18 protein-coding genes are annotated in these 15919 nt (G+C 71.7%); 6 read left to right on the top strand and 12 right to left on the bottom strand.

Annotation, left to right across the window (positions count from 1 at the left end):
• Positions 1 to 111 precede the first annotated feature (111 nt).
• The 5 genes from ACFY3L_RS45395 to pdxH all read right to left on the bottom strand — a co-directional run bounded on the left by ACFY3L_RS45395 (position 112) and on the right by pdxH (position 3973).
• Positions 112 to 402 (bottom strand): type II toxin-antitoxin system VapB family antitoxin, encoded by a 291-nt coding sequence (locus tag ACFY3L_RS45395; RefSeq protein WP_033364898.1) that lies wholly within the window; start codon positions 400 to 402, stop codon positions 112 to 114.
• Between the two features lie 67 nt (positions 403 to 469).
• Positions 470 to 1075: a nitroreductase family protein gene (locus ACFY3L_RS45390; protein ID WP_389339504.1), complete on the bottom strand. Its 606-nt coding sequence runs from the start codon at positions 1073 to 1075 to the stop codon at positions 470 to 472.
• Positions 1062 to 2000, bottom strand: coding sequence for an aldose 1-epimerase family protein (locus tag ACFY3L_RS45385; protein WP_389339502.1), 939 nt, complete (start codon positions 1998 to 2000; stop codon positions 1062 to 1064). Before ACFY3L_RS45385 ends, ACFY3L_RS45390 begins: the two co-directional genes overlap by 14 nt.
• A 16-nt stretch (positions 2001 to 2016) precedes the next feature.
• Positions 2017 to 3252, bottom strand: coding sequence for an MFS transporter (locus ACFY3L_RS45380; protein ID WP_389339500.1), 1236 nt, complete (start codon positions 3250 to 3252; stop codon positions 2017 to 2019).
• 79 nt (positions 3253 to 3331) lie between these two features.
• The gene (gene pdxH, locus ACFY3L_RS45375) at positions 3332 to 3973 is read right to left on the bottom strand and encodes a pyridoxamine 5'-phosphate oxidase (RefSeq protein WP_389339498.1); all 642 of its coding nucleotides are present in this window, start codon (positions 3971 to 3973) and stop codon (positions 3332 to 3334) included.
• Between the two features lie 162 nt (positions 3974 to 4135).
• Here pdxH and ACFY3L_RS45370 point away from each other — a divergent pair, with 162 nt between their 5' ends.
• The 4 genes from ACFY3L_RS45370 (at position 4136) to ACFY3L_RS45355 (ending at position 8763) form a co-directional block, all read left to right on the top strand.
• The gene (locus ACFY3L_RS45370) at positions 4136 to 5233 is read left to right on the top strand and encodes a citrate synthase 2 (protein WP_389339496.1); all 1098 of its coding nucleotides are present in this window, start codon (positions 4136 to 4138) and stop codon (positions 5231 to 5233) included.
• Between the two features lie 132 nt (positions 5234 to 5365).
• The gene (gene serC / locus ACFY3L_RS45365; RefSeq protein ID WP_389339494.1) at positions 5366 to 6475 is read left to right on the top strand and encodes a phosphoserine transaminase; all 1110 of its coding nucleotides are present in this window, start codon (positions 5366 to 5368) and stop codon (positions 6473 to 6475) included.
• A gap of 160 nt (positions 6476 to 6635) precedes the next feature.
• Positions 6636 to 7751, top strand: a complete 1116-nt coding sequence (gene sepH / locus ACFY3L_RS45360; protein ID WP_389339492.1) for a septation protein SepH — start codon at positions 6636 to 6638, stop codon at positions 7749 to 7751.
• Positions 7752 to 7776: 25 nt separating this feature from the next.
• Positions 7777 to 8763 (top strand): aldo/keto reductase, encoded by a 987-nt coding sequence (locus ACFY3L_RS45355; RefSeq protein ID WP_389339490.1) that lies wholly within the window; start codon positions 7777 to 7779, stop codon positions 8761 to 8763.
• Positions 8764 to 8769: 6 nt separating this feature from the next.
• Here the strand turns inward: ACFY3L_RS45355 and thpR are convergent, their stop codons facing one another.
• The 5 genes from thpR to ACFY3L_RS45330 form a co-directional block, all read right to left on the bottom strand.
• Positions 8770 to 9321 carry an RNA 2',3'-cyclic phosphodiesterase gene (gene thpR / locus ACFY3L_RS45350; protein WP_389339488.1) on the bottom strand — a complete coding sequence of 184 codons (552 nt, stop codon included), beginning with the start codon at positions 9319 to 9321 and terminating at the stop codon, positions 8770 to 8772.
• Positions 9318 to 9890, bottom strand: coding sequence for a hypothetical protein (locus tag ACFY3L_RS45345; protein WP_389339486.1), 573 nt, complete (start codon positions 9888 to 9890; stop codon positions 9318 to 9320). The genes thpR and ACFY3L_RS45345 overlap by 4 nt, the downstream gene beginning before the upstream one ends.
• 1108 nt (positions 9891 to 10998) lie before the next feature.
• Positions 10999 to 11775, bottom strand: coding sequence for a maleylpyruvate isomerase family mycothiol-dependent enzyme (locus ACFY3L_RS45340; protein WP_389339484.1), 777 nt, complete (start codon positions 11773 to 11775; stop codon positions 10999 to 11001).
• A 34-nt stretch (positions 11776 to 11809) separates the two neighbouring features.
• Positions 11810 to 13123 carry an MFS transporter gene (locus ACFY3L_RS45335; protein WP_389339482.1) on the bottom strand — a complete coding sequence of 438 codons (1314 nt, stop codon included), beginning with the start codon at positions 13121 to 13123 and terminating at the stop codon, positions 11810 to 11812.
• Complete coding sequence (locus tag ACFY3L_RS45330; protein ID WP_389339694.1) at positions 13120 to 13560, bottom strand: MarR family winged helix-turn-helix transcriptional regulator; 441 nt, start codon at positions 13558 to 13560, stop codon at positions 13120 to 13122. The genes ACFY3L_RS45335 and ACFY3L_RS45330 overlap by 4 nt, the downstream gene beginning before the upstream one ends.
• A gap of 105 nt (positions 13561 to 13665) precedes the next feature.
• On the opposite strand from ACFY3L_RS45330, the gene ACFY3L_RS45325 reads away from it, so the two are divergent.
• Together ACFY3L_RS45325 and ACFY3L_RS45320 are read left to right on the top strand one after the other, a co-directional pair.
• Positions 13666 to 13899, top strand: a complete 234-nt coding sequence (locus ACFY3L_RS45325; RefSeq protein ID WP_389339692.1) for a DUF2530 domain-containing protein — start codon at positions 13666 to 13668, stop codon at positions 13897 to 13899.
• Positions 13900 to 13908: 9 nt separating this feature from the next.
• Positions 13909 to 14301, top strand: a complete 393-nt coding sequence (locus ACFY3L_RS45320; protein WP_389339480.1) for a VOC family protein — start codon at positions 13909 to 13911, stop codon at positions 14299 to 14301.
• Here the strand turns inward: ACFY3L_RS45320 and ACFY3L_RS45315 are convergent.
• A complete protein-coding gene (locus ACFY3L_RS45315; protein ID WP_389339478.1) occupies positions 14291 to 15010 on the bottom strand; it encodes a DUF6597 domain-containing transcriptional factor in 720 nt (239 codons plus the stop codon). The two genes, ACFY3L_RS45320 and ACFY3L_RS45315, sit on opposite strands and share 11 nt — an antisense overlap.
• Positions 14997 to 15848, bottom strand: coding sequence for a DUF3027 domain-containing protein (locus ACFY3L_RS45310; protein WP_389339476.1), 852 nt, complete (start codon positions 15846 to 15848; stop codon positions 14997 to 14999). Before ACFY3L_RS45310 ends, ACFY3L_RS45315 begins: the two co-directional genes overlap by 14 nt.
• Positions 15849 to 15919: the final 71 nt, after the last annotated feature.

Raw genomic sequence — 15919 nt, 5'->3', positions numbered from 1 at the left:
ACACCACGCCGAGCACGGGCAGGGCCGGAGCGGAGGCGGCCGCCGGACACAGCGACCGCCCCCACCCGCACTGCTCGCGCCGTCGGGCCCGCCCGCACCGGGGCGCGGGCCTCAGGCCTGGAGGACCCGTGCGTGGATCGAGGTGCGTTGCTGCAGCGCCGCGCGTAAGGCGCGGTGCAGGCCGTCCTCCAGGTACAGCCCGTTCTCCCACTGGACCACGTGCGGGAACAGGTCGCCGTAGAACGTGGAGTCCTCGGCGAGGAGCTTGTCGAGCGCCAGCTCCCGCTTGGTGGTGATGAGCTGGTCGAGCCGCACCGGGCGCGGTGGGATCTCGGACCATTGTTTCAGCGTCAGCCCATGTTCCGGATAAGGCCGACCGTCGCGGACCGCCTTGAAGATCATGAACGTCTCACCCCCCTGACCGTGCCAGGGTACCGACTACGTACGACAGAATTGACGCCGAGCGCGCTCAAGACCCCCAGCGGCCACGGTGCGTGACGGTGACGGACTCCCGGCGGCCACGTTTGAGTGACGGCGACTTCGCGTCCGGGGCCCGGTAGCCGATGGTCATGGCGCCGATCGGCGTGTACTCCGCGGGCACCCCGAACGCCGCGCGGTAGGCCGCGTCGGAGGCGGGCGGGATGCCGAAGAAGCACGCGCCCAGGCCCTCGTCGACCGCGCCCAGCAGCACCAGCAGGCTCGCCATCCCGGTGTCGATGTGCCAGTAGGGCACCGGCCAGCGGGCCTCGTCGCGGTCGGACCAGCCCTTGTCGGGCTCGGCGTAGCGGTCCAGGTACGCGTCGCGGTGGCTGTGCGGCACGACGATCACCGGCGCCCGGCTCATGCCGTCCAGCCACGAGGTGGTGGCCGTGTCGGGCGGGGAGGTCGCCGCCCAGAACCTGGCCCGGTCCTCGTCGGAGGTCAGGACCAGGAACTCCCAGCCCTGCGAGAACCCCGCCGAGGGGGCGTGCGTCGCGTACCCGAGCAGCTTGTCGATCACGGCCGGGTCCACCGGCCGCGACGGGTCGTAATTACGGACCATCCGCCGCCGGCGGATCGCCTCAGACAGTTCCACGGATCCCCCAAACCCCGCGCCAGGACGCTCCCGGCTCCAGGGTCACCACATCACGCCCGGACCGGAACGCGTCAGGGGGGCAGGTCATCGGCTCGATGGCGAGCGCCTTGCGCAGCCGATCGGCGGGAAGCGTGTCGGAGGAGTACACCTGCCACCAGCCGAACGACGAGTCGGCCCAGACCGTGACGCCGCGGCCGTCCGGGGCGGTGACCGTGACCTGCGAGCCGCCGTCGGCGTCGGGATCCACGTCGCCGAACGCCGTGTCCAGGATGGTGCTGCCGAGCCGGCGGCCGTCGAGGAAGTCGTACTCGCTGCCGGCGACCCGGGCGGCGCCGATCGGCAGGAGGCGCGCGTCGACGAGCAGCCGGCTGCGGGCCGGGACCTTCAGGGTGAGGTCGTCGACCGCGACGCCCGGCACCAGCACGTACGGGTGGGTGGCCAGCCCGAACGGCGCGTCCTCGGCGCCGACGTTCGTCACCTCGTGCTCGGCCCGCAGGCCACCCGCGCCGACCGACCAGGTCGTGCGCAGGCGCAGCGGCCACTGGTACCCCGGCTGCGGCACGAGATCGTGCTCGACGGTCACGCTGTCGGGCGCGGCGTCGACAAGGCGCCAGCGGACCCAGTTGACCAGGCCGTGGATGGCGTTGTGGCGCTCGGGCTCGGTCAGCGGCAGCTGCAGGTGGTCGCCGCCGAACGCGTACTGCCCGTCGCGGATGCGGTTGGGCCACGGTGCGAGGACCTGGCCGGCGCAGCCGACCGCGTGCTCCTCCTCGGCGTAGCCGGCGACGACGTCGGCACCATCGACGGTATAGCTGCGCACGCCACCGCCGACCTCGACGATGACGGCCTCATGGCCGCCCGAGACGATCGTCCACTGTGTACCGGAAGGGGCGTGCGAGAGCTGCGCGGCGGCGGCTGTGTCCATGGCCGCGACAATATCGTCAGTCCGACCGGTCGGTGTACCGAAGGAGGACGGGAAATGTCAGGCCCAGCACCACGGCCACCGCGGCGGCCGCGATCCCGCCGCTGACCCAGGAGAAGGTGGCACTGGTCGCGTCGGCCATCGAACCGGCCCGAAGGTCACCCAGACGTGGACCTCCTGCGACGACGGCGAAGAACACCCCCTGCAGCCGCCCACGCATCTCGTCGGGCGCACTGAGGAGCACCGTCTGCCGGTACACCCCGCTGATCATGTCCGCCGCACCGGCCAGCGCCATGAAAGCTACACACGCCCACAGCCACGGGACCGCGCCGGCGGCCGCGACGGCGAGCCCCCAGCCGACGACGGCGAGCACGAGCGCGACGCCCTGCCGGTGCACGCGGCCGATCCAGCCGGACGTGAGGCCGGCGAGGGTCGACCCGATGGCGATCGACGCGTACAGCCACCCCAGCGACGCCGGGCCGTAGCGCTGGTCCGCGACGACCGGGAACAGGGCCTTCGGCATCGCGAGGACCATCGCGGCGATGTCGATCGCGAACGTCAGCAGGATCAGCTTCGACGCGCCGAGGAACCGCAGGCCGTCGCGGATGTCCCGCAGCCCGCCCGTGGTGTTCGCGACCCCGGCCGGTGGCAGGGGCGGCAACCGTAGCGCCGCCCACAGGACGATCGTGAAGAGGACCGCGTCGACGGCGTACGCGACGGAGAAGTCGGCGTTGGCGATGACCAGACCGGCGCCGACCGGACCGAAGATCGAGGAGATGCTGGAGGCGGTGAAGCTCAGCGTGTTGGCCGAGGCGACCTCGCCCTCGTCGATCAGCGCCGGGATGATCGCCTGCCGGACGGGGCTGTTGACGCCGAACGCCGCGGACTGCGCCGCGATCAGCGCGAGCATCAGGTAGGCGTTGTCCACGTGCAGGACGGCCTGCGCGAGCAGGCCCAGCGTCGTCAGCCACATGAGGGTCGAGCTGGCCAGCAGCACCTTGCGCCGGTCGAACGCGTCCGCGATCGCGCCGCCCCAGATCGAGAACACGATGAGCGGCACCAGGCCGACGAAGCTGGCGATGCCGACCCACAGGGCCGACTTGGTGATCTCGTACACCTGCACCGGCACGGCGACGGCGGTGAACTGGACGCCGAAGAAGGACACCGCGTTGCCCACGAAGAGCCGGCGGTAAGCCACGTGCCGCAGCGGCCGGACGTCGATCACGTGCTTGCGCAGCGACTCCTGCAGCGTCACGCGCCCTCCGCTCCGCTCCGGCCCCGCGACTGGACGCCGAGCCCATGGTGAGCGGCCGCTCCGCTGCGCTCCGGGCAGCTCACGGTGCGAGTCTTTCGACTTTGCCGCCGATGTACCGGAGGCGGTCGTGCAGCCTGCTGGGGCGCCCCTGCCAGAACTCGACCTCGTCGGGGCTGACCCGGTAACCGCCCCAGTGCGGCGGCGCCGTCAACGGCCCCTCGGCGGCTTCGATCGAGGCGACGAGCGCCTCCAGCTCGTCGCGGGAGCCGATGACCCGCGATTGTGGACTTGCCCACGCCCCTACCTGGGCACCGTGGGGGCGGATCGCGAAGTACTCCTCGGTCTCCTCGCGGGACACCTTCTCGACCGATCCATTGACGACGACCTGGCGGTGCAGCGGGTACCAGGGGAACACCAGACAGGCCCTCGGGTTGGCCGCGATGTCCTGCCCCTTGCGCGACTCGTAGTTGGTGAAGAAGGTGAATCCGCGCTGGTCGTAGCCCTTCAGCAGCACCGTCCGGGCGCTCGGCCGCCCGCTGCCGTCGGCGGTCGCCAGCAGCATCGCGTTGGGCTCCGGCAGGCCCGCCTCGACCGCGTCGGCGAACCACGTGGCGAACTGCTCCAGCCACGTCCCGGCGAGTCCTTGCTCCGTCAACTCGCCGCTGTACTCGTTCCTCATCCGCGATAAATCTTGCGGCGATGTGCTGGGTCTCACGCTCACATCCTTCCTCCGGCGATCGCAAATGCGTGAAGATGTGTCACGGAAGACACATTTGAGCCCCCGTTCAGTCAGCGCTGGCAACAAGCCGGGGCGAAGATGTCAAAGGGACCACCGGCGGGTAACAAACCTAGTCAGACACCCCCGAACCAGCAGGAGTGCGAGATGTCCGATTTCAAGCCGGGACTCGAGGGCGTCATCGCCTTCGAATCCGAGATCGCGGAGCCCGACAAGGAAGGCGGCGCGCTGCGCTATCGCGGCGTCGACATCGAGGATCTCATCGGCCAGGTGTCCTTCGGCAACGTTTGGGCACTCCTGGTCGACGGCAAGTTCGGCCCTGGCCTGCCGCCGGCCGAGCCGTTCCCGGTGCCGGTGCACTCCGGCGACATCCGGGTCGACGTGCAGTCGGCGGTCGCCATGCTCGCCCCCTACTGGGGCCTCGGTCAGCTGCTGGACATCGAGACCCCGCAGGCCCGCGAGGACCTCGCCCGGGTCAGCGTCACCGCCCTGTCGTTCGTCGCGCAGGCCGCCCGCGGCCTGGGCCTGCCGGCCGTGCCGCAGAAGGAGATCGACAAGGCCGACACGATCGTCGAGCGGTTCATGCGCCGCTGGCGGGGCGAGCCCGACCCGCGGCACGTCAAGGCCGTCGACGCCTACTTCATCTCCGCCGCCGAGCACGGCATGAACGCCTCCACGTTCACCACCCGGGTCGTCGCCTCCACCGGCGCCGACGCCGCGGCCTGCATCTCCTCGGGCATCGGCGCGCTCTCCGGCCCGCTGCACGGCGGCGCGCCGTCGCGCGTGCTGGGCATGATCGAGGCCGTCGAGCGCAGCGGCGACGCCGAGGGCTACGTGAAGGGCGTCCTCGACCGCGGCGAGCGGCTCATGGGCTTCGGCCACCGCGTCTACCGTGCCGAGGACCCGCGCGCCCGCGTGCTGCGCCGCACGGCCAAGGAGCTCGGCGCGCCGCGCTTCGAGATCGCCGAGGCCCTGGAGAAGGCGGCCCTCGCCGAGCTGCACGCCCGCCGCCCCGACCGGGTCCTCGCCACCAACGTCGAGTTCTGGTCCGCGGTCGTCCTCGACTTCGCCGAGGTCCCCGCGCACATGTTCACGTCGATGTTCACCTGCGCCCGGGTCGCGGGCTGGAGCGCGCACATCCTCGAGCAGAAGGAGCTGGGCCGCCTGGTCCGGCCGTCCGCGACGTACGTGGGCCCCGGCCCGCGCAAGCCGCAGGACGTCGAGGGCTGGTCCAACGTGGCGTGACGCGCCGCGCGTCCGGTGTGACGCGCGTCGCCCTCGACGCTGAATCGACCTGGACAGCGGCGGCGGAAGTGGCAGGATTCGCGGGGTACCCGTACCTGCCCGCCCGCCGCCGCATCCCGGAGTACCCACATCATGGTCGACATCCGCATTCCCGATGAGCTGAAGCCCGCCGACGGCCGCTTCGGTTCAGGCCCGAGCAAGGTCCGGCCCGAGGCCGTGCAGGCCCTCGCCGGTGTCGCGACCTCGTACCTCGGCACCAGCCACCGGCAGAAGACCGTCCGCGACGAGGTCGCCCGCCTCCGCCGCGGCTTCGCCGAGCTCTTCAGCATCCCCGACGGCTACGAGGTCGTCCTGGGCAACGGCGGCAGCACCGCGTTCTGGGAGATCGCGGTCTTCGGCCTGATCCGCGACCGCGCGCAGTTCGCGAGCTTCGGCGAGTTCGGCGCGAAGTTCGGCAGCGCCGCGAAGAAGGCGCCGTTCATCGGCGACCCGACGATCATCAAGGCCGACCCGGGCACCGCCGCGTTCCTGCGGGCCGAAGAGGGCGTCGACACGTACTGCTCCCCGCAGAACGAGACCTCGACCGGCGTCTCCGTGCCGGTTCAGCGCGTCGGCGAGGGCGCACTCGTCCTGACCGACGCCACCTCGGCCGCCGGCGGCCTGGACGTCGACATCTCGCAGACCGATGTCTACTACTTCGCCCCGCAGAAGTGCTTCGGCTCCGACGGCGGCCTGTGGATCGCGATCATGTCGCCGGCCGCGATCGCCCGCGCCACGGAGATCAAGGAGTCCGGCCGGTACATCCCCGACTTCTTCGACCTGCAGACGGCGATCGACAACTCGCGGCTCGAGCAGACCTACAACACGCCGGCGCTGTCGACGATCTTCCTCACCGCCGAGCAGGTCGACTGGATGCTGGCCGGCGGCGGCCTGTCGTTCGCGACCAAGCGCAGCGCCGAGTCGGCGTCCATCCTGTACGGGTGGGCCGAGCGCTCGGCGGTCGCGACGCCGTTCGTCGCGGACGCGTCGATCCGCTCCAACGTCGTCGGCACCATCGACTTCGATGACTCCGTGGACGCGACCGCGCTGGCCAAGGTGTTGCGCGCCAACGGGATCGTGGACACCGACCCCTATCGCAAGCTCGGCCGCAACCAGCTCCGGATCGCGATGTTCCCGACCGTCGACCCCGCCGACGTCGAGGCGCTGACGGCGTCGATCGATTACGTCATCGAGCGGCTTTAGTTTGTGTGTACGAATGCCCGCCGCCTGTTTCCTGAGGTGGCGGGCGTTCCTGTTTGCTTTCTGTCGGCGCGGCACGCTTCGTTCCAGCTAGGGTTACGCGTACTGTGACCGAGTGGTGCCGGGAAAGTCGGCGCCGATGCGGGTGGGACGGAGGCACGCTATGCGGCCTGTGCGATTCGTCGCCCTCTCCGAGGACGGCCAAGCGTTCGTCCTCGCCGATGAGGTCGGCCGACTGCTTGCGCTCCCGATCGACGACCGGGTCCAGAGCGCGCTGCGTCCCGACCAGGGCCATGCGGCCGCGACGATGGAGACCGCCGCCTCGCAGCTCGCGCCGCGTGACATCCAGGCACGCATCCGCTCCGGCGAGTCCGCCGAGGAGGTCGCCCGGGTCGCCGGCGTCCCGGTCGACCGCGTCCTGCGCTACGCCGGCCCCGTCCTGCAGGAGCGGGCGATGCTCGCCCAGCACGCCCGCCGCACCCGGCTGAAGACGTCCGAGAAGGGCTCCTCGCTCGCCGAGGTCGTCGACGCGCGCCTCGGCCAGCACGGCATCGACACCGAGAAGATCTCCTGGGACGCGTACCGGCGCGAGGACGGCACCTGGCGGATCACCGCGACGTGGCCGAGCGGCAAGGCGACCGCGCAGGCAGTGTGGGAGCTCGACAAGGCCCGCCAGCAGGTCGCCCCGCACGACGACATGGCGCAGTACCTGTGCACCGAGCGCGCCCCGCACGTGCTGGGCCAGGAGCCGCCGGCGCCGGACCGCGCCCTGCCGAGCCGCGGCGAGACCAGCCGCGGCGACCTCGGCGTGCGCCCCGACCCGCTGCGGCACGGCAGCGGCGGCCACGACCTGATCCGCCCGTCCAACGTCCAGCCGTCGACCGGCCAGCTGGAGCGCCGGGGCCGCGGGCTGGGCGCGCTCAACAACGACCCGATCCGGGCCGGTCGGGACGCGCTGCTCGCGTCGCTCGACCGTCCGCTGGGCGCCGCCCCCGGCTCGTCCGACGAGCCGGCCGCACCCGCCCCGGTCGCGCAGGGCGAGAGCCGGGCCCGCGGTGCCGCCGCGCTGATCGGCCGCTCCCCGTTCGACGACGACAGCGACCAGAGCAAGGAGATCCCGGCGGTGCCGTCGCTCGCCGTGCTCCGCCCGCGTCGCAACACGCCTTCGGCGGCCTCGCCCGAGCAGCCGACCGCCGCGGAGAAGCCGCGCAAGCGCCTGCCCAGCTGGGATGATGTGCTGTTCGGCGGGGCGCCTTCCGCCGCTCGGGAAACCAGCTAGGTTCCCGCGGGATAGGTTGGTGGTCATGGAGTACACCAACCTCGGGCGGACCGGCCTCTCGGTCAGCCGCCTGTGCCTGGGCACCATGAACTTCGGGCCGAAGACCAGCGAGCCCGACAGCTTCGCGATCATGGACCGGGCCCTGGACCACGGCATCAACTTCTTCGACACCGCCAACGTCTACGGGTGGAAACTCGGCGAGGGTGTCACCGAGCAGATCATCGGCCGCTGGATCGCCCAGGGCGGCGGCCGGCGCGAGAAGGTCGTCCTCGCCACCAAGGTCTACGGCAAGATGCAGGAGTGGCCCAACGGCCAGGGCCTCTCGGCGCGGCACATCATCGCCGAGGCCGACGCGTCCCTGCGCCGCCTGCAGACCGACTACATCGACCTGTACCAGATGCACCACATCTCCCGCAGCACCCCGTGGGAGGAGATCTGGCAGGCGATGGAGGTGCTCGTCGCCCAGGGCAAGGTGATCTACGTCGGCTCGTCCAACTTCGCCGGCTGGCACATCGCGCAGGCCCAGGAGTCGGCTCAGCGCAGGCACTTCCTCGGCCTGGTCGCCGAGCAGTGCATCTACAACCTCCTGGCCCGCACGGTGGAGCTGGAGGTGCTGCCCGCCGCCCGCCAGTACGGGCTGGGCGTCATCCCCTGGTCGCCGCTGCACGGCGGCCTGCTCAGCGGCGCCATCGCGAAGGCCGCCGCCGGCTCCGCCGGCCGGTCCGCCGAGGGCCGCTCCGCGGAGGGCCTGGAGAAGCACCGCGCCGCGATCGAGGCCTACGAGAAGCTCGCCGCCTCGCTCGGCTCCGACCCGTCGAACCTGGCCCTCGCGTGGCTCCTGGCCCAGGACGGCGTCACCGCCCCGATCATCGGCCCGCGCACCATCGAACAGCTCGACTCGACGCTCGGCGCCCTGTCGCTCTCGCTGGACGAGGCGACGCTGCAGCGGCTCGACGAGCTCTTCCCGCCCGTCGGCAACGGCGGCCCCGGCCCGGAAGCCTGGGCCTGGTAGCGCAGCTCACGAGTCCCGGGCCGTGGCCAGCACCTCGTAGGTCGGTCGCGGCCCGAGTTCGCTCTTCATCAGCCGTACGTCGTCCACACGCCATTGCGGCCCCTGGTATCCGCGCAGCGTCTCCAGGTCGTGCTCCAGCTCCCCCGCCGGCAGCCTGTCCCCGGGCCGGGCGATCGTGACGTGCGGCAGCAGCGGCCGCCGGTCGAACGGCAGCCTGCGCTTCTTCAGCTGCCTGCGCACCACCTCGCCGAGCGGCTGCACGTCCCCGTCGACCTTCGCGACCAGCGTGGTGAACTTCCCCCGCCCGAACCTGCCGCCCCCGGCGATCCGCACCACCGGCCCCTGCTCCCGCAGCCCGTGGACCAGCTCGACCGCGTCGTCCCTGCGCTCGTCCTCGACCTCACCGAGGAAGGCGAGGGTCATGTGCCACTGCCCGGCCGGCACGAGCCTGACGGAGCGTCCCTCGGGCATCGGCCTGGCCACGTGCAGCCCGCCGACCATTCCCGCGAAGTGCCGCTCGACCTCCGCCGGCAGGTACGCCGCGATGAACAACCTCACCGCTGCCCGGTCTTCGTGTCACGCAACGCCAGCCCCGCGCGCTGCAGCTCACCCTCGACCCGCAACCGCTCGACGTCCAGATCGACCCCGCTCACCTCGTCAAGGTACTGGTCGATCCCCAACTGCCCGCACGCGACCCGCAACGCTTCGTCATAGGCCCGCTGCACCGCGTTGAACCACACCGGCGACCTGGTCGCCACCCCCACCCGCAGCCTGTTGAGCCTGCGCAGGTCCCCCGCCAGCTGCTCGATCGGCGGCCCCGTCGGCGCCGGCGGGCTCTGCGCGGCCACCGTGTGCAGCGCCCGGCCGGCCCAGCTCAGATGCCACCACCGCCGCACCCGCCCGTCCTGCCACTCGGCCTCCCCGGCCTCGCCGACCTGGCCGACCTGGCCGGCCTCGCCGGCCTTCCGGGCGAGCACCTTCCTGATCCCCCGCCCGCCCCGCTTGACCGCCCGCACTCCCCGCTCCAGGATCTCGTCCGCGGAGATGAGCAGCAGGCAGACCAGACACGGCGCCACGGCGATCAGCCCTATGGCACCGACGACCAGCAGGCCGCGCAGCACGCCCACACCCCGAGGCTAAGCCCCCACAGACAGCGACCGCCACCGATCAACCCAACTTCGGCACCGACTCGCAACCATCCGCGGCACTACCCACCAAGCCCTCGCCGAATCCGGGGCGGTCCGGTGGCACCCCTCGTCGCCACCGGACCGCCCGCCGACCGGCCCTCGATCATCCCTACCCCGGTCAACCCACGGCCTTCCCCCAGCCCAGCGGATCACCGTGGCACCCGCACTGACACGGCCACCGCCGCGGTGACCGAAGGCCGGCTCCAACCGCGGCCCGAGCGATGTCGATCAGCCGGACATGAGGATCGGGACTGCGAGCCCGGCGCCCGGATTCGCTGATCACCGCTGCTCACGCGAAACCGGCGGTGGCTCGCAAACGACCTGATGAACCCTCGGACTGCAGCTGGCGGCCCGTCCTCGGGCGCCCCCTCCTCCGGTGGCCTGTCCTCGGGCGGCCCCTCCTCCGGCGCCCTCGTCCGGCGCGGCAACCGCTGCGGCTGAGCCCACCGCTCCGTCTCTGTCTGCGGCTCTGGCGACCGCTCCGGCTGCTGCGGCGGCGGCTGCAACTCTGGCTACCGCTCCGTCACCTGCTGCGACTCTGACTGCGGCGCGGCCGCCCCCGGCAAGCCCGGGGCGGGCCGCCGGAGCGCCGTCTCTGCTCTGGCTGCGGCTCCAGCTGAACGGCATGAGGCATCGGACTGCCACGGGACGCGATGCCGCACGACGGCGACCTCGCTGCTCGATCGGCCGCCCCCGTCGGTCGGCCGACCTCGCCCCACCAGCAACCCCACCCTGCTGCCGCTCGCACCCCTCCCTTCTGAAGCAACCACCCCTTCTGAAGCAACCGCCCCACCTGCATGCCCTGCCCCGCGACCCCAGGCGAGTCGACCGCCACCCAAGCGCTTCAGCCCGCTCGACCCCGTCCCTGCCTGGCTACTGTCGCGCCTGAGCGGCATTCACCAGGCGCCGCGCTTGCCCAGCCGTGCACCGACCCGACCTGGCAGCCCGACCTGGCGACCAACTCGGCCACCGACCTGACGATCCCCACGGCGGGCGGGATGACGACCGGCCCGCACGCCCTGACGGCGGGTGGGCCAGAGCAGGATGGCTACTGCGTCGAGGCCACCAGCAGCCCGCGCAGCTCGGTCAGGGTGGCGTCGTCGCCCTCGGCCACGACCTCCGAGACGCCTGAGGACTCGCGGGACCAGAGCCAGCGCAGCACCCCCGGCGCCGTGCCGCTCACCGTGGCGTCCAGGAGCATGGTGGCGGCGGCCGACGGGTCGGCGTCGGTGACGGTGGCGCCGCTCGGGTCGGTGCGGAGGAGCCAGCCCGGCCCGCCGTTGACGCCGACGATCACCGTGCGGCCCTTGGCGTCGGCGAGGACCGGCTCGAAGTCCTCCCGCCACGCGTGCGACCCGTAGTCGACGAAGAGCTTCAGCACCTCGTCGATCCCGTCGATCGCCAGGTCGTCGGGAATCTCGGCGACCGGCACCCCGAGCGCCAGCTCGGCGTCGAGGCGGTGGATGACGGTCTCCTGCGCCATCCGCCGGATCCAGAAGCCGACGGTCTGGTCGGGCTCGTGCCAGGTGGGCGAGGGGTCCTCAGAGGCGTGCGCCGCGAACTCGGCGGTGAGAGCGGCATAGCCGCGGTCGAGCAGCGCGATCGGCTCCTCGGCGTCGAGGCCGGCCGGTGGCCAGGGGTCGGGAAAGGCATTGAGCCGCATGCAGTCAGCCTTGTGCAGGTAGACCTGGGCCACGTGCCTGACCAGGTCGGCAACGGTCCAGCCGGGGCAGCTCGGCACCGCCGCGGTCAGGTCCGACGCCGCCACCTCCCGAAGCCGCCCGAAGTCAGCGGCGAGACACTCCAGCAATCGCGATCGCTCCATGCCCGCGACCTAACCACATGGGTACGACAAAAAATCAGCGAACGGCCGGGACCCGCAGCTCAAAGGCCGGGGTGTCCTTACGGGCCGGTTCGAAGACGTGCAGGTGCGGGCTCGGCCGCAGGTGCACGCGCACCTTCCCGCCGGCCCTGCGCAGCTGCAGGGCGGCCATCACGAGGGTGGCGAGGAGCGACACCAGCCCGCCGACCCAGATGCCGGAGCGCGGCCCGAACCGCTCGGAGCACCAGCCGAGGAGCAGCGCACCCAGCGGCGTGGTGCCCATGAAGACCAGGACGTACAGCGCCATCACGCGCCCACGGAACTCCGGGTCCGTCCCGAGCTGGACGCGCTGGTTGGCCGCCTGCGCGAAGTACATCATGAAGAACCCGGTAGGCAGGAGGAGCAGCACGGCCGTGACGAACGTGGGAGCGAACCCGACCAGCGTCTCGAACCCTCCGAAGAGCACCGCGGCGGCGAGCACCATGTAGGCGGAGGGGCGGGCGCGGCGGCGGGAGCTGGCCAGTGCGCCGGCGAGCGCGCCGACGGCGAGCGCGGTGGTGAGCAGGCCGAAGTACGCCGCGTCGACCTTGAACTCGACCTTGGCGAGGACCGCGAGGGTGAGCTGGAAGTTGAAGCCGAACAGGCCCACGAAGAGCACCAGGATGATGGCGAGGCTGAGGTCCGAGCGGTGCTTCACATAACGAAGTCCGTCGATGGTGCGGGCCTCACTGGCCGTCACCGGCGGCCGGTCCACCCGGAACAGCTCGGCGGTGCGCATGCGCGTGAGCCCCACCAGCGGCGCGAGGCACAGCCCGGCCGTCATCAGGAAGATCGGGCCGGTACGGTCGTGCAGCAGCCCGATGACCAGTCCCGCGATCGCCGGCCCGACGACCCGCGCGGTGTTGAACGTTGCGGCGGACAGCGACAGCGCGTTGGGCAGCAGCTCCGCGCCGACCAGTTCGGAGACGAACGACTGGCGCACCGGCGTCTCGATCGCGCTGATCACGCCGAACAGGGCTGCCGTCACGAAGACCCACCAGAGGGTCACGACGCCGGTCACGACCAGCACCCCCAGCAGGGCCGCCACCAGGGCCGAACCGGCATTGGCGAAGAGGAGCAGACGGCGCTTGTCGAACCGGTCGGCGAGCTGCCCCCCGTACAGTGTCAACAGCAGCACGGGAGTGAACTGCAGCGCCGTGACGACACCCAGCGCGGACGGGGAATTGTGCGAGAGCTGCAGGACGAGCCAGTCCTGCGCGACGAACATCATCCATGTGCCGAGCAGCTTGACCAGCTGTCCAGTGGTGAACAACCGGTAGTTGCGGACCTTCAGCGAGCTGAAGACGCTCATACGCTGCGGCCTATTCGCCCCAGGATCTCGGCCGCTCTCGCGAGCGTCTCGCGCTCGTCCGGGGTGAGCGCGGCGAGCTGCTTGGCCAGCCACTCGTCACGGGCACGGCGGTGCTCGACGACGACCGCCCGGCCGGACTCGGTGGCGGCGAGGATGACCTGCCTGCCGTCGGTCGGATGCGGGGTGCGCTGCACGAGGCCGCGCTCCTCCAGCTTCGCGACGATCTTGGTGAGCGTCGGCGGCTGCACGCGCTCCACGTCGGCCAGCTCGCGGGGCGTCAGCGCGCCGTTGAGTTCGAGGCTGGTCAACGCGGACAGCTGGGTGATCGTCAGGTCGCCGATCGGCCGCGCCTGCCGCAGCCTGCGGTTGAGCCGCGTGATGCTGTCCCGCAGCGCCGCCGCCAGCTGCGCGCCAGTGATTTTCGGAGTTCGCACCATCACAATCGTTAGCCTACCTAATAAGCCAGGCTAACGACCTGTGTTCACGCTCACGGGGGTACCGTGTGCGGCGTGACCAGCCAGCCGAAGCCGCTCGACCCGCCGATGGTGCCGTTCGCCCTCGCCGGGATCGGCCTGTGGATCCTCGCGGTGCTCGTGATGCTGCCGTTCCGCGACGAGCTGGCCGAGGCCGGGCACGGCGACTGGTTCGGCATCGCGGTGGCCGGCGTGCTGTGGGGCATTCCGGGCGGGCTGACCATGGTCGTCCACGACCGGAACCGCAAACGCCGCCGGGCGGCGTCCGATTCGTTCAAGACCGGGCAGACCGGTGACGCCTAGCCTCGAGGCATGGCACCCACACTGAACTACATCGGCATCGTCGTGACGGACATGGCCAGGTCGCTGGCGTTCTACCGGCAGCTCGGGCTGGACATCCCGGCCGATCAGGACGCCGCCCCGCACGCCGAGTGCCCCCTGGGCGGCGGCATGCGGATCGCTTGGGACACGGAGGAGACGATCCGCTCGTTCGACCCCGAATGGGCGCCGCCGGTCGGCACCGGACGGTCCGCCATCGGCTTCGAGTGCGACACGCCCGCCGAGGTCGACAAGGTCTACGACTCGCTGATTTCCGCGGGGTACGACGGGCACAAGGCACCCTGGGACGCCTTCTGGGGCCAGCGGTACGCGATCCTGCACGACCCCGACGGCAACCCCGTCGATCTCTACAGCACTATCCGATGACCTCCCGCAGCGGCGCGCCGGCCAGCGCCTTCACCTCCCGCGAGAGGTGCGCCTGGTCGGCGTAGCCGCTGGTGGCGGCCACCAGGCCGAACGGCATGCCGCCGCGCGCCAGGTCCAGCGCCGCGTTGACGCGGAGGATCCGGGCGAGGGTCTTCAGCCCGTACCCGAAGAGGCCCAGGCCACGGCGGTGCAGCTGGCGCTCGCTGATGCCCACGTCCGCGGCGATCTCCGCGACCGGCCGCTGCGCCCTGAGCCGCTCGACCACCGCCGGCACCCAGATCTCGCCCGGTTTGTCGTTCCTTTCGGATGCCGCCCGCCCGAACGCCGCCTCGAGCGCACGGGCCGGATCGGCCGCCTCGTCGAGCAGCTCGGTGAGGCGCCTGACACGCGCCGAGGGCCACAGCGCCGCCAAGGGCACCCGCTGGTCGCGCAGCTCGTCCGCGGGGACTCCGAGCAGGCCGGGAGCAGTCCCCGGATCGAAGCGGATCCCCGTGTACGAGAGGCCGGCCGGGCTCTTCCCGAGCTTCGCGACCGTGTCGGGGCCCGCCACGAGCAGCTCGCCGCCGCGCTGGTGGATGACGTCCATGCAGCCGTCGGGCAGGATGCGGAACTCGCTGTCCTCGTCGTCCGTGCCCGGGCTCAGCCGCCACACCGTCGCGGCCAGCAGCCGCGACGGTCGCTCCTGGTAGCCGGACTCAGCCGTGCCCATAGGGCTCGGCGGGCTCCGACTCGTCGACCGAGCCGTGCGCCCGGCTGACCGACACCGACTCGACCTCGCTGTCGTCGAACACCGTGGGCAGCTCGTCGACAGCCTGGGGCTGCTCGATCAGCACCTCGGAGTGGGCGCCGCAGCCGTGGTCGACGGAGACGACCTGGCCGTCGTCGGGGGCGTACTCGTTGCCGCACACGCCGAACGCCTGCCGCATCGACCCGGCGAGCTGCAGGTAGAAGCCGCACGACCCGCACCGGGCGGAGCTCGGCGCGGCCACGGAGATGGGGGCGTTGGGGCCCCGGTCGCCGTCATACCACCGCTGCGCGGCGTCCAGACGCCCCTCGCGCGACAGCACGCGGACACGGCCGAGGCCGAGCTCCCAGTTGGCCTCCTCGACCGCCGGGTCGTCGGACTGCACGTAGCCGGGCGCCAGTCGTACATCGTCCGGCGCCGTCGGCAGGAGATCACCGACGCCCAGGTCACCGGGCTGCAGCCGCTCCTGCCAGGGCACCCATTCGGGAGCGCGCAGCGCGTCAGGGCCGGGCAGCAGTGTCGACTCGCAGATCGTCACCTGCTTGCTGCGCGGGATCCTGGTGACGCTCACCGCCCAGCGCCAGCCTCGGTATCCGGGCAGGCTGCAGGCGAAGAAGTGGGTGACGAGCCGCTCACCTTCGGCGACGACGCCGAGATGCTCACCGATGTGCTCCGGATCGACGACGTCCAGCCCGAGGCGGGCGATCTCCACGGCGTCCGCGCAGACCTGGTCGGGCTTCGCGGCGCGGCCGCTGGTGCGGGTCTGGGCAGTCGAGGCTGTCACCCCACCATTGTTCCTCATCGCCACGCCCGGCGAGCACGGTGGCCCCGGCGTGGCCGGAAACTGTCGCACCCATGGTTCAGGATGGGGGC

The organism is Dactylosporangium sp. NPDC000521, from assembly GCF_042898305.1.
Classification (GTDB): domain Bacteria; phylum Actinomycetota; class Actinomycetes; order Mycobacteriales; family Micromonosporaceae; genus Dactylosporangium.
This window is presented reverse-complemented; position numbering and strand designations above follow the sequence as displayed.

What these genes read in the sequence shown, in the direction of transcription:
- ACFY3L_RS45320 (WP_389339480.1), top strand. Translation starts at nt 13,909, where the DNA reads ATGGCACCCACACTGAACTACATCGGCATCGTCGTGACGGACATGGCC.
- sepH (WP_389339492.1), top strand. Translation starts at nt 6,636, where the DNA reads ATGCGGCCTGTGCGATTCGTCGCCCTCTCCGAGGACGGCCAAGCGTTC.
- ACFY3L_RS45325 (WP_389339692.1), top strand. Translation starts at nt 13,666, where the DNA reads ATGGTGCCGTTCGCCCTCGCCGGGATCGGCCTGTGGATCCTCGCGGTG.
- serC (WP_389339494.1), top strand. Translation starts at nt 5,366, where the DNA reads ATGGTCGACATCCGCATTCCCGATGAGCTGAAGCCCGCCGACGGCCGC.
- ACFY3L_RS45310 (WP_389339476.1), bottom strand. Translation starts at nt 15,848, where the DNA reads ATGAGGAACAATGGTGGGGTGACAGCCTCGACTGCCCAGACCCGCACC.
- ACFY3L_RS45370 (WP_389339496.1), top strand. Translation starts at nt 4,136, where the DNA reads ATGTCCGATTTCAAGCCGGGACTCGAGGGCGTCATCGCCTTCGAATCC.
- ACFY3L_RS45335 (WP_389339482.1), bottom strand. Translation starts at nt 13,123, where the DNA reads ATGAGCGTCTTCAGCTCGCTGAAGGTCCGCAACTACCGGTTGTTCACC.
- ACFY3L_RS45315 (WP_389339478.1), bottom strand. Translation starts at nt 15,010, where the DNA reads ATGGGCACGGCTGAGTCCGGCTACCAGGAGCGACCGTCGCGGCTGCTG.
- ACFY3L_RS45355 (WP_389339490.1), top strand. Translation starts at nt 7,777, where the DNA reads ATGGAGTACACCAACCTCGGGCGGACCGGCCTCTCGGTCAGCCGCCTG.
- ACFY3L_RS45330 (WP_389339694.1), bottom strand. Translation starts at nt 13,560, where the DNA reads ATGGTGCGAACTCCGAAAATCACTGGCGCGCAGCTGGCGGCGGCGCTG.
- ACFY3L_RS45340 (WP_389339484.1), bottom strand. Translation starts at nt 11,775, where the DNA reads ATGGAGCGATCGCGATTGCTGGAGTGTCTCGCCGCTGACTTCGGGCGG.
- ACFY3L_RS45385 (WP_389339502.1), bottom strand. Translation starts at nt 2,000, where the DNA reads ATGGACACAGCCGCCGCCGCGCAGCTCTCGCACGCCCCTTCCGGTACA.
- ACFY3L_RS45395 (WP_033364898.1), bottom strand. Translation starts at nt 402, where the DNA reads ATGATCTTCAAGGCGGTCCGCGACGGTCGGCCTTATCCGGAACATGGG.